Annotated in this window: 13 protein-coding genes; 11 read left to right on the forward strand and 2 right to left on the reverse strand. The window is 36.9% G+C overall.

Going from position 1 to position 12,317, the window contains the following annotated elements; genetic code table 11:
• A partial coding sequence (gene guaB, locus RWO85_RS08655; RefSeq protein WP_314415345.1) for an IMP dehydrogenase occupies window positions 1-1,475 on the forward strand: 1,475 nt, incomplete at its 5' end.
• A 49-nt stretch (window positions 1,476-1,524) separates the two neighbouring features.
• Here guaB and recF read toward each other — a convergent pair.
• Window positions 1,525-2,622 (reverse strand): DNA replication/repair protein RecF, encoded by a 1,098-nt coding sequence (recF, locus tag RWO85_RS08660; protein ID WP_314415347.1) that lies wholly within the window; start codon window positions 2,620-2,622, stop codon window positions 1,525-1,527.
• A gap of 2 nt (window positions 2,623-2,624) precedes the next feature.
• On the reverse strand, window positions 2,625-2,993 hold the full coding sequence (gene yaaA / locus RWO85_RS08665) for a S4 domain-containing protein YaaA (RefSeq protein ID WP_314415348.1): 369 nt from the start codon (window positions 2,991-2,993) through the stop codon (window positions 2,625-2,627).
• A gap of 158 nt (window positions 2,994-3,151) precedes the next feature.
• On the opposite strand from yaaA, the gene yfmF reads away from it, so the two are divergent.
• The 10 genes from yfmF to pcsB all read left to right on the forward strand — a co-directional run bounded on the left by yfmF (window position 3,152) and on the right by pcsB (window position 12,191).
• A complete protein-coding gene (yfmF, locus tag RWO85_RS08670; protein WP_314415350.1) occupies window positions 3,152-4,402 on the forward strand; it encodes an EF-P 5-aminopentanol modification-associated protein YfmF in 1,251 nt (416 codons plus the stop codon).
• Complete coding sequence (yfmH, locus tag RWO85_RS08675; protein WP_314415352.1) at window positions 4,399-5,682, forward strand: EF-P 5-aminopentanol modification-associated protein YfmH; 1,284 nt, start codon at window positions 4,399-4,401, stop codon at window positions 5,680-5,682. The genes yfmF and yfmH overlap by 4 nt, the downstream gene beginning before the upstream one ends.
• Before the next feature lie 41 nt (window positions 5,683-5,723).
• The gene (rodZ, locus tag RWO85_RS08680) at window positions 5,724-6,551 is read left to right on the forward strand and encodes a cytoskeleton protein RodZ (protein ID WP_314415353.1); all 828 of its coding nucleotides are present in this window, start codon (window positions 5,724-5,726) and stop codon (window positions 6,549-6,551) included.
• Window positions 6,552-6,561: 10 nt separating this feature from the next.
• On the forward strand, window positions 6,562-7,107 hold the full coding sequence (gene pgsA, locus RWO85_RS08685) for a CDP-diacylglycerol--glycerol-3-phosphate 3-phosphatidyltransferase (protein ID WP_296173607.1): 546 nt from the start codon (window positions 6,562-6,564) through the stop codon (window positions 7,105-7,107).
• Window positions 7,104-7,931, forward strand: coding sequence for an energy-coupling factor ABC transporter ATP-binding protein (locus RWO85_RS08690; RefSeq protein WP_313970173.1), 828 nt, complete (start codon window positions 7,104-7,106; stop codon window positions 7,929-7,931). The genes pgsA and RWO85_RS08690 overlap by 4 nt, the downstream gene beginning before the upstream one ends.
• The gene (locus RWO85_RS08695) at window positions 7,916-8,755 is read left to right on the forward strand and encodes an energy-coupling factor transporter ATPase (protein ID WP_314415355.1); all 840 of its coding nucleotides are present in this window, start codon (window positions 7,916-7,918) and stop codon (window positions 8,753-8,755) included. The genes RWO85_RS08690 and RWO85_RS08695 overlap by 16 nt, the downstream gene beginning before the upstream one ends.
• Window positions 8,748-9,542: an energy-coupling factor transporter transmembrane protein EcfT gene (locus RWO85_RS08700; RefSeq protein ID WP_042751848.1), complete on the forward strand. Its 795-nt coding sequence runs from the start codon at window positions 8,748-8,750 to the stop codon at window positions 9,540-9,542. The genes RWO85_RS08695 and RWO85_RS08700 overlap by 8 nt, the downstream gene beginning before the upstream one ends.
• 58 nt (window positions 9,543-9,600) lie before the next feature.
• Window positions 9,601-10,419, forward strand: coding sequence for a rod shape-determining protein MreC (mreC, locus tag RWO85_RS08705; protein ID WP_314415356.1), 819 nt, complete (start codon window positions 9,601-9,603; stop codon window positions 10,417-10,419).
• The gene (gene mreD, locus RWO85_RS08710) at window positions 10,419-10,913 is read left to right on the forward strand and encodes a rod shape-determining protein MreD (RefSeq protein ID WP_314415358.1); all 495 of its coding nucleotides are present in this window, start codon (window positions 10,419-10,421) and stop codon (window positions 10,911-10,913) included. The genes mreC and mreD overlap by 1 nt, the downstream gene beginning before the upstream one ends.
• Before the next feature lie 93 nt (window positions 10,914-11,006).
• Window positions 11,007-12,191 (forward strand): peptidoglycan hydrolase PcsB, encoded by a 1,185-nt coding sequence (pcsB, locus tag RWO85_RS08715; protein WP_042901860.1) that lies wholly within the window; start codon window positions 11,007-11,009, stop codon window positions 12,189-12,191.
• Window positions 12,192-12,317: the final 126 nt, after the last annotated feature.

Consider the following 12,317-nt stretch of genomic DNA (forward strand, 5'->3'; position numbering starts at 1 on the left):
CTAATTGGGACACTAAATTTTTGAAAAAAGGTTTTACCTTTGATGATGTATTGCTTATTCCAGCTGAAAGTCATGTGTTGCCTAACGATGCAGATTTAACAACTAAATTGGCAGATAATTTGACTTTAAATATCCCAATTATTACCGCTGCTATGGACACAGTAACAGAGAGTCAAATGGCTATTGCTATTGCTCGTGCAGGTGGTCTCGGAGTTATCCATAAAAACATGTCAATTGCTCAACAAGCAGACGAGGTTCGCAAGGTAAAACGTTCTGAAAATGGAGTTATTATTGACCCCTTCTTCTTGACGCCTGAACATACAATTGCTGAAGCAGATGAGCTTATGGGACGTTACCGCATCAGTGGTGTTCCAGTTGTTGAAACACTTGAAAATCGTAAATTGGTTGGTATTTTGACAAACCGAGATCTTCGTTTCATTTCAGATTATAACCAACCAATCTCAAACCATATGACTAGCGAAAATCTTGTTACTGCTCCTGTGGGTACAGATCTTGCAACAGCTGAGAGTATTCTTCAAGAACACCGTATTGAAAAACTTCCGTTGGTAGATGATGAAGGCCGTCTTTCTGGCTTGATTACTATCAAAGATATTGAAAAAGTTATTGAGTTTCCAAATGCGGCTAAAGATGAGTTTGGTCGTCTTCTAGTTGCAGGTGCAGTAGGTGTTACTTCAGATACATTTGAACGTGCAGAGGCTCTTTTTGAGGCAGGAGCAGATGCGATTGTTATTGATACTGCGCATGGTCATTCTGCAGGTGTCTTGCGTAAAATTGCTGAGATTCGTGCTCACTTCCCAGATCGTACTTTGATTGCTGGAAATATTGCAACAGCTGAGGGTGCCCGTGCCCTTTATGAAGCGGGTGTAGACGTTGTCAAGGTTGGTATTGGACCTGGTTCTATCTGTACTACTCGTGTGATTGCTGGTGTTGGTGTTCCGCAAGTAACAGCTATCTACGATGCTGCAGCTGTTGCGCGTGAATATGGAAAAACGATCATTGCTGACGGTGGAATCAAGTATTCTGGAGATATTGTAAAAGCTCTTGCTGCAGGTGGAAATGCTGTTATGCTTGGATCTATGTTTGCTGGAACTGATGAAGCTCCAGGTGAAACTGAAATCTTCCAAGGACGTAAATTCAAGACTTACCGTGGTATGGGATCAATCGCAGCAATGAAAAAAGGTTCAAGCGATCGTTACTTCCAAGGTTCTGTCAATGAAGCAAATAAACTCGTTCCAGAAGGAATTGAAGGTCGTGTTGCTTATAAGGGAGCGGCAGCTGATATCGTCTTCCAGATGATTGGTGGTATTCGTTCTGGTATGGGTTACTGTGGTGCGGCTAACCTTAAAGAGTTGCATGATAATGCTCAATTTATTGAAATGTCTGGTGCTGGTTTGAAAGAAAGCCACCCTCATGATGTACAAATTACTAATGAGGCACCAAATTATTCTATGTAAAAGAAATAAAAAGAACTCCTGCAAAAACAGGAGTTCTTTTACAATATTGTCAAGTTTTATTTACAATAACTTTACCATCTTGAATAGCGAAAATACTTAGATTTTCTGGCAGATTTTGAAGATGATCTAAGCTTGTTGTTGTGATAAAGGTTTGGATTGAATGAGAAATCGTTTCTAATAATTTTAGTTGTCTAGTGTTATCAAGCTCGCTCATAACATCGTCAAGCAGTAATATCGGAGATTCTGTAGTAATACTTTCCATTAATTCGATTTCTGCCAATTTTATCGATAGGACGAGACTACGATGTTGGCCTTGACTTCCAAAACTAGCATCCATCCCATTTATATAAAAAGAAATATCATCTCGATGAGGCCCAATACCAGTATTCTTTTTAAATAAATCTCTAGATCTACTTTTTTCTAAAGCAATTTTGAAAGATTCTGATAAGTCTTCTTTGTCATTTAGATTGACAGAAGATTGATAGGATATTGATAGCTCTTCAATCTGATTAGAAAGTTCAAAATGTTTCTTACGACCAAATGCTTCTAGTTTTTTTATGAAATCTAAGCGGTGATTCATTACACGACATCCATAATCGACTAGCTGATCATCTAAGACTGAAAGGAAGGTTTCATCTATTTTTTGAGCTGATTTTAGATAAGTGTTTCTTTGTTTTAGGATGTGGTTATAATTGGTTAAGTCTGATAGATAGATGGGCTTAATTTGTCCAAGCTCCATATCAATGAATTTTCGTCGAACTGAAGGTGATCCTTTAATTAGTTGTAGATCTTCAGGAGCAAATAAGACAACATTCATGTGTCCGACATAGTCTGAAAGGCGTGCCTGTTTTAAATGATTAACTTTTGTCACACGGCCTTTTTGTGTTAGTTCGATTTCTAGAGGAATGGATCCAGTTTTTTTCTGAACGAGACCTGAAAGATGAAGTTGTTCCTCATCAAAATGAATGAGATTTTTATCTGTTCGAGTTCGATGACTACGCGTTAAGGCTAAAAAATAGATAGCCTCTAACATGTTTGTTTTTCCTTGTGCATTACGTCCCAAAAAGACATTCAATTTAGGATTAAAGTCTATTTTCGTCTCTTTGTAATTACGAAAAGTCTTGAGAGATAGGTTTTGTAGCCACATGATTATCTACCAGGGAATCGCGGAGCTTGTCTGCTTTTGGGTGATGAAGTAGGTTTTGATTTATCTTTTTTTACTCCCTTGTTCATCTCCTTAACAAGTTTAGCGATTAGTTCTTTTTCAACTTTATCAGCTTGGTATTCATCTTGCTCCTCAGAAGTAGGTTGTGTCAACAAGATGTCAATATTCATGTCAGGGATATCAATTTTATCGCCAATACGAAGTTTTTTACCGCGACGACTCTCTAATTCCCCATTAAAGTAAACAGAATGTTCAGAGAGAAATGATTTGATAGCTCCTCCGCTATGTGTAATTCCAAGTTCTTTGAGTAGTGCTTGGAGGGTAATAAATTCTTCAAATAATTTGTATTCCATAATTCACCTCAATCTTTGGTATTATACCATATTTTCCTAAAAATAGTGAGAGAAACAGGGAGAAATGTAAGCGATTTTTATTTCAAAAGTGTTACAGAGAACAAGAAAATTTCAGGTTTTCGTGATATAATAGAAGTCTGTATATAAGGAGGTAAATCATGGAGTTAGTGCATGGAATTTCAACACATTTTATCCAATCAAAAAAGTTTAAAACGAACAAAATCACCGTGCGTTTTACCGCTCCATTATCCCTTGATACGATTGCAGGTCGCATGTTGAGTGCGAGTATGCTAGAGACTGCTAATCAGATGTATCCCACTTCTCAAAATTTGAGAAGACATTTGGCCAGTCTATACGGTACAGATATGTCAACCAATTGTTTCAGAAGAGGGCAAAGTCACATTGTAGAATTGACATTTACCTATGTTCGTGATGAGTTTTTAAGTAGGAAAAATGTTCTAACTTCTCAGGTTTTGGAATTTGTAAAAGAAACTCTTTTTTCACCCGTAGTAGTTGATAATGGGTTTGATTCGGCCTTATTTGAAATTGAGAAAAAACAATTGCTAGCAAGTTTAGCAGCTGATATGGATGATTCTTTTTATTTCGCACATAAAGAATTGGATAAATTATTTTTTCATGATGAACGTCTTCAATTGGAATATAGTGATTTACGAAATCGTATTTTAGATGAAACTCCACAGAGTTCTTATTCTTGTTTCCAAGAATTTTTGGCCAATGATCGAATAGATTTCTTTTTCCTAGGTGATTTTAATGAGGTTGAAATTCAAAATGTATTAGAATCATTTGCCTTTAAAGGTCGAAAAGGAGATGTGAAGGTTCAGTATTGTCAACCTTATTCCAATATCCTTCAGGAAGGTATGGTTCGGAAAAATGTGGGACAGTCTATTTTAGAGTTGGGATATTATTGCTCTGCTGAATATGGCGATGAGCAACATTTACCCATGATTGTAATGAATGGTTTACTTGGTGGATTTGCTCATTCTAAGCTCTTTACAAATGTCCGTGAAAATGCTGGATTGGCTTATACTATTTCCAGTCAGCTCGATTTGTTTAGTGGATTCTTGAGGATGTATGCTGGTATCAATCGAGAAAATCGTAACCAGGCTCGTAAAATGATGAATAATCAACTGATTGATTTAAAAAAAGGATATTTTACAGAGCTTGAGTTAGAGCAGACCAAAGAAATGATTCGTCGGTCTTTATTACTTTCTCAAGATAATCAAGGTTCATTGATTGAACGTGCTTATCAAAATGCCTTACTTGGAAAATCTTCAGCAGATTTTAAAGGTTGGATTGCAAAACTCGAGCAAGTTGACAAAGATGCTATTTGTAGAGCAGCTAATAATGTGAAACTACAGGCGATTTACTTTATGGAAGGAATAGAATGACAAAGGTTGTTTTTGAAGAAAAATACTATCCAGCTGTAAAAGAAATGGTTTATCGAACTCGTTTGTCAAATGGATTGACAGTTGCTCTTTTGCCTAAAAAGGAATTTAAAGAGGTTTACGGGAGTGTAACTGTACAGTTTGGTTCGGTAGATACGCTTGTCACAGAAGTTGACGGAGATGTAAAACAATATCCTGCAGGAATTGCTCATTTTCTTGAACATAAATTATTTGAGAGAGAAGATTCTAGCGACTTGATGTCGGCTTTTACGAGTCTAGGTGCAGATAGTAATGCCTTTACAAGCTTTACAAAAACAAGTTATCTTTTTTCATCAACGGATCATTTTTTAGAAAATTTAGACTTACTTGATGAATTGGTAACATCAGCACACTTTACTGAAGATTCCATTTTAAGAGAGCAGGATATTATCCAGCAAGAACGAGAAATGTATCAAGATGATCCAGATTCGTGTTTATTCTTTTCAACTTTAGTAAATTTATATCCTGGCACACCTTTAGCAACGGATATAGTTGGAAGCGAGGAGTCCATTTCCCAAGTCAATCTAACTAATTTGCAAGAAAATTTTACAAGGTTTTACAAACCTGTAAACATGTCTCTGTTTTTAGTTGGCAATTTTGATGTGGATCAAGTACAGGACTATTTTGAAAGCAAAGAACGGAAAGATTTAGATGTTCAGGAAGTAGCAAGAGAAAAGTTTGTTTTACAAGATGTAAAGCGAACAGACAGTATGAGAATGGAAGTGTCTTCTCCTAAATTAGCGATTGGGATTAGAGGTAAGCGAGAAGTTGCTGAGGATGATTGCTATCGACATCATATTTTATTAAAATTATTATTTGCAATGATGTTTGGTTGGACTTCGGATCGTTTTCAAAAATGTTATGAATCAGGTAAAATTGATGCGTCCTTATCTCTGGAAGTTGAAGTAACAAGTCGCTTTCATTTTGTCATTTTGACAATGGATACAAAAGAGCCAGTTGCTTTATCTCACCAGTTTAGGAAGGCTATTCGTAATTTTACAAAGGATTTAGATATTACAGAGGAACATCTAGATATTATAAAAAGAGAGATGTTTGGAGAATTTTTCAGTAGCATGAACTCTCTTGAATTTATTGCAACGCAATATGATGCTTTTGGACAAGGTGAGACAATCTTTGATTTGCCGAAAATGTTACAGGAAATCACTTTAGAGGATATCCTTGATGCTGGACATCATTTAATAGATGATGGTGATATAGTTGATTTTACAATATTCCCATCGTAGTAACCTATCATAATAGACACTAGAAAGAAGGGATGACAAGTATGAGGAAAAAAACAATTGGTGAGGTTTTACGATTAGCTAGAATCAATCAGGGATTGAGTTTAGAAGAATTACATAAAAAAACAGAAATTCAGTTGGATATGTTGGAAGCGATGGAAGCTGATGATTTTGTTCAACTTCCTAGTCCATTTTATACTCGTTCTTTTTTGAGAAAATATGCGTGGGCAGTTGAGCTAGATGAGAGAATTGTCTTGGATGCTTATGATTCTGGTAACATGATTACCTATGAAGAAGTAGATGTTGATGAAGAGGAGTTGACAGGTAGGAGACGTTCAAGTAAGAAAAGTAAGACATCATTTCTACCTTTATTTTATTTTATACTCTTTGCCCTATCGATTGTCATTTTTGTGACTTATTATGTTTGGAATTATCTTCAGACTCAACCGGAGCGTTCATCTGTGTCTAGTTATAGTGTAGTCCAAGCAACAAGCTCGACGAGTTCTGTAACTCCATCTTCAAGCAGTAGCTCATCTAGTAGTTCCTCTAGTATAGAATCGGCTATAAGTGTGTCAGGTGAAGGAAATTACGTAGAAATCGCTTATAAAACAAGTAAGGAAACTGCAAAATTGCAATTATCAGTCTCAGATGCTAGAAGTTGGGTTAGTGTTTCAGAAAGTGAGCTTGAGGGTGGTATAACTTTATCACCGGATAATAAAAGTGCGGAAACAACAGTTTCAACTAAAAGTCCTGTAACAATTACGTTAGGTGTTGTAAAAGGTGTTGCTTTGACAGTAGATAATCAGACTGTTGACTTATCGAAATTAACAGCTCAGACTGGACAAATCACTGTAACCTTTACTAAAAATTAAGGAAAAACGAATGAAAAAAGAACAAATTCCAAATCTCCTAACAATAGGTCGAATTCTCTTCATACCTATTTTTATCTTTATTTTAACAGTAGAAAATTCGATAGAGAGTCATATAGTAGCAGCTATTATCTTTGCTATTGCCAGTATCACAGACTACTTAGATGGATATTTAGCTCGTAAATGGAATGTGGTTAGTAATTTTGGTAAATTTGCAGATCCTATGGCGGATAAGCTACTAGTTATGTCGGCTTTTATTATGCTGATTGAGTTAGGTATGGCTCCAGCTTGGATTGTTGCGGTGATCATCTGTCGTGAGTTGGCTGTGACAGGTTTGAGGCTTTTACTGGTTGAAACTGGTGGAAGAGTTTTAGCAGCAGCAATGCCTGGAAAAATTAAAACTTTTAGTCAGATGTTTGCGATTATTTTCTTGCTATTACATTGGACTTTGCTTGGTCAAGTTCTACTTTATGTAGCCTTGTTTTTCACTATCTACTCTGGCTATGATTATTTCAAGGGTAGTGCCTATGTATTTAAAGGGACATTTGGTTCGAAATGAAATCAATAATTGATGTAAAAAATCTTTCTTTTCGCTATAAGGAAAGTCAGGAATACTATGATGTGAAAGATATTACGTTTCACGTGAAACGTGGAGAATGGCTTTCGATTGTAGGGCATAATGGTAGTGGTAAATCAACGACGGTTCGATTAATTGATGGTTTACTGGAAGCAGAATCTGGAGAGATTGTAATTGATGGTCAACGGTTGACTGAGGAAAATATTTGGAGTATACGTCGTCAAATCGGTATGGTTTTTCAAAATCCAGACAATCAATTTGTTGGAGCGACTGTTGAAGATGATGTCGCCTTTGGTTTGGAAAATCAGGGCCTTTCTCGTCAAGAAATGAAAAAGAGAGTGGAAGAAGCTCTGGATTTGGTTGGCATGTTGGACTTTAAAAAGAGAGAGCCAGCACGTCTATCAGGTGGCCAAAAGCAACGTGTGGCCATTGCAGGTGTTGTAGCCCTAAGACCAGCTATTCTAATCCTAGATGAGGCAACGAGTATGTTGGATCCTGAGGGGCGTAGAGAACTGATTGAGACAGTAAAAGGAATTCGGAAAGACTATGATATGACGGTCATTTCCATTACACATGATTTGGAAGAAGTTGCCATGAGCGATCGTGTATTGGTCATGAAAAAAGGGGAAATTGAATCAACCAGTAGCCCAAGAGAACTTTTCTCTCGAAATGATTTAGATCAAATTGGATTAGACGATCCTTTTGCCAATCAATTAAAACATTCTTTGAGCCAGAATGGCTATGATTTACCTGAAAATTATTTGACAGAAAGTGAGCTAGAGGATAAGCTATGGGAATTGCTCTAGAAAATGTGAGTTTTACATATCAAGAAGGGACTCCCTTAGCTTCAACAGCTTTGTCGGATGTTTCTTTGACGATTGAAGATGGTTCTTATACGGCTTTAATTGGGCACACAGGCAGTGGTAAATCAACTATTTTACAACTCTTAAATGGTTTATTGATACCAAGTCAAGGGAGTGTGCGAGTTTTTGATACTTTAATCACCTCGACTTCTAAAAATAAAGATATTCGTCAAATTAGAAAACAGGTTGGCTTGGTATTTCAGTTTGCCGAAAATCAGATTTTTGAAGAAACGGTTTTGAAAGACGTTGCTTTTGGACCGCAAAATTTTGGAGTTTCTGAAGAAGATGCGGAGAAGATTGCGCGTGAGAAACTGGCTCTGGTTGGAATTGATGAATCACTTTTAAATCGTAGCCCGTTTGAGCTGTCAGGGGGACAAATGAGACGTGTGGCCATTGCAGGCATACTTGCCATGGAGCCAGCTATATTAGTTTTAGATGAGCCCACAGCAGGCCTGGACCCCCTGGGAAGAAAAGAGCTGATGAATTTGTTCAAAAAACTCCACCAGTCAGGGATGACCATTGTCTTGGTAACGCATTTGATGGATGATGTTGCTGAATATGCGAATCAAGTCTATGTGATGGAAAAGGGACGTCTAGTTAAGGGTGGTAAGCCAAGTGATGTCTTTCAAGATGTTGTCTTTATGGAAGAAGTGCAGTTGGGAGTACCTAAAATTACGGCCTTTTGTAAACGATTGGCTGATAGAGGCGTGTCATTTAAACGATTACCGATTAAGATAGAGGAGTTCAAGGAGTCGCTAAATGGATAGTATGATTTTGGGACGTTATATCCCAGGGGATTCGATTGTTCACCGGTTGGATCCACGTAGCAAATTGCTTGCTATGATGCTGCTGATTTTGATTGTGTTTTGGGCTAATAATCCCTTGACGAATCTAATTCTTTTCATAGCGACAGGGATATTTATTGCCTTGTCAGGAGTATCTCTTTCGTTTTTTATTCAGGGCTTGAAGTCTATGTTTTTCTTGATTGCCTTCACAACTATTTTTCAACTTTTTTTCATTTCTAATGGGAATGTTTTATTTGAATTTTCGTTTGTGAGAATCACGGATTATGCTTTGCAACAAGCTGGGATTATTTTTTGTCGCTTTGTATTGATTATTTTCTTTTCAACTTTGTTAACCTTAACGACCATGCCCTTAAGTTTGGCATCAGCTGTCGAAGCTTTGTTAGCGCCTTTAAAGCGTGTGAAAGTTCCAGTTCATGAAATTGGCTTGATGCTGTCCATGAGTTTGCGTTTTGTTCCAACCTTGATGGATGATACGACGCGGATTATGAATGCACAGAAAGCGCGTGGAGTGGATTTTGGTGAAGGAAGCATTGTTCAAAAGGTGAAGGCTATGATTCCCATTTTGATTCCTCTTTTTGCGACAAGTTTAAAACGTGCAGATTCCTTGGCTATCGCCATGGAAGCGCGTGGGTATCAGGGCGGAAAAGGCAGAAGTCAATACCGACAATTGGAATGGACTCGAAAGGATACGCTGACTATTCTTGTTATTATCGTACTTGGTTGTTGCTTATTTTTCTTAAAATCTTAGTAGCTTTTAGGAATTGATAAAAAATTACTGTAACAGTTTTTGATATAAAGGTAGGGATATGAACCGTTTTAAAAAATCAAAATATGTCATTATTATTTTTGTCACCGTTCTGCTTGTGTCAGCTCTCTTAGCGACGACTTATTCAAGTACAATTGTGACAAAATTAGGAGATGGAATCTCATTGGTTGATAGGGTTGTGCAAAAACCTTTTCAGTGGTTTGATTCTGTCAGATCAGATTTGGCTCACTTGACACGAACATATAATGAAAATGAAAGTTTGAAGAAACAGATTTACCAATTAGAAGTTAAATCAAATGAGGCGGAAAGTTTAAAGACGGAAAATGAACAACTGCGCCAATTGCTTGATATGAAGTCAAAATTGCAAGCTACAAAGACTTTGGCAGCAGATGTTATTATGCGTTCTCCAGTATCTTGGAAACAGGAATTGACCCTGGATGCAGGCAAATCAAAAGGAGCTTCTGAGAACATGTTAGCCATTGCAAATGGTGGCTTGATTGGGAGTGTTTCAAAAGTGGAGGACAACTCTACTATGGTCAACCTTCTGACAAATACGGAAAATGCTGATAAGATTTCTGTTAAAATTCAACATGGTTCTACTACAATTTATGGAATTATTGTTGGTTATGACAAGGAAAATGAGGTTCTTAAAATTAGCCAATTAAATAGTAATAGTGATATTAGTTCGGGTGATAAAGTGACCACTGGTGGATTAGGAAACTTTAATGTCGCGGATATTCCAGTTGGTGAAGTGGTTGCCACAACGCATAGTACGGACTATTTGACACGAGAAGTAACTGTGAAATTGAGTGCAGATACTCATAATGTGAGTGTGATAGAATTAGTGGGGAATTCATAATGAGACAGTTGAAGCGGGTTGGAGTGTTTTTATTGCTTCCTTTCTTTGTTCTAATTGATGCCCATATTAACCAGCTTTTGGGCTCATTCTTTCCCCATGTACAGTTGGCTAGTCATTTTCTATTTTTGTTTCTCTTATTTGAGACGATTGAAGTATCAGAGTATCTCTATTTAGCCTATTGTTTTGTAGTGGGTTTGGTTTATGACATCTACTTTTTCCACTTGATAGGGATTGCGACTCTGTTGTTCGTCTTGTTGGGGATATTTCTCCATAAATTTAATAGTATTATTTTATTGAATCGTTGGACGAGAATGTTGGCAATCATTGTCATGACTTTTCTATTTGAGATGGGGGTATATATACTTGCAATAGTGGTAGGTTTAACTGTGGATAGTATGTCTTTATTCATAGTCTATAGTTTAGTACCATCAATGATTTTAAATCTTATATGGATGATTGTTTTTCAGTTTATTTTTGAAAAATTTTATCTATGAGAAAGAAATACAAATGTAATAAAGGCGTAATATTTATTATGTCTTTTTTTGGTATACTAGTATTGTCTTAAATAGAAGGAGTATCTACGTAATATGAAGAAAAAAATCTTAGCGTCACTTTTACTAAGTACAGTAATGGTTTCTCAAGTTGCTGTTTTAACAACTGCGCATGCAGAAACTACTGATGACAAAATTGCTGCTCAAGATAATAAAATTAGTAATTTAACAGCACAACAACAAGAAGCTCAAAAACAAGTTGATCAAATTCAGGAGCAAGTATCTGCTATTCAAACAGAGCAATCAAACTTGCAATCTGAAAATGATAGACTACAAGCTGAATCTAAAAAGCTTGAGGGTGAAATTACAGAACTTTCTAAGAATATTGTATCTCGTAATGACTCGTTGCAAAAACAAGCTCGTAGTGCTCAAACAAATGGAGCTGCAACAAGTTACATCAATACAATTGTAAACTCAAAATCGATTACAGAAGCTATTTCACGTGTTGCTGCAATGAGCGAAATCGTATCTGCAAACAATAAGATGTTGGAACAACAAAAAGCAGATAAAAAAGCTATTTCTGAAAAACAAGTAGCAAATAATGATGCAATTAATACAGTCATTGCAAATCAACAAAAATTAGCTGATGATGCTCAAACATTAACTACAAAACAAGCAGAATTGAAAGCTGCAGAATTGAATCTTGCTGCTGAAAAGGCTACAGCAGAGGATGAAAAAGCAAGTTTACTTGAGAAAAAAGCGGCAGCGGAAGCAGAAGCTAAAGCAGCTGCAGAAGCAGAAGCTGCTTATAAAGCTAAACAAGCAAGTCAAGAACAAACAGTTGTTGCTTCTGGAAATACAACCTTTACAGCAGAAGTTCAAGCAGTCTCTGAATCATCTTCAAGCTACACTCCTGCACTAGTGAAACATCATCCAACATATAGCACAAATGCGTCAAGTTATCCAACTGGTGAGTGTACATGGGGAGCTAAGACATTGGCACCTTGGGCTGGAGACTACTGGGGTAATGGAGCACAGTGGGCTACAAGTGCAGCTGCAGCAGGATTTCGTACAGGATCTACACCTCAAGTTGGTGCGATTGCATGTTGGAATGATGGTGGCTATGGACACGTAGCCGTAGTTACAGCTGTTTCATCATCAACAAGCATCCAAGTATCTGAATCAAACTATGGTGGAAACCGTACAATCGGAAACAAACGTGGATGGTTCAATCCTACTACAACTTCAGAAGGTTTTGTAACATATATCTATCCAAACTAATGAATGAAACGAAGAGGCTCGATTTGAGTCTCTTTTATGATGATTTATATAGTCAACTTACTTTAAAAATCGGCTCTATAATATTTGTAGTGGGTAAATCCCCTATGGATATTATGGAGCCTATTT

The organism is uncultured Streptococcus sp. (assembly GCF_963521865.1).
In the GTDB taxonomy this organism is placed as follows: Bacteria; Bacillota; Bacilli; order Lactobacillales; family Streptococcaceae; genus Streptococcus.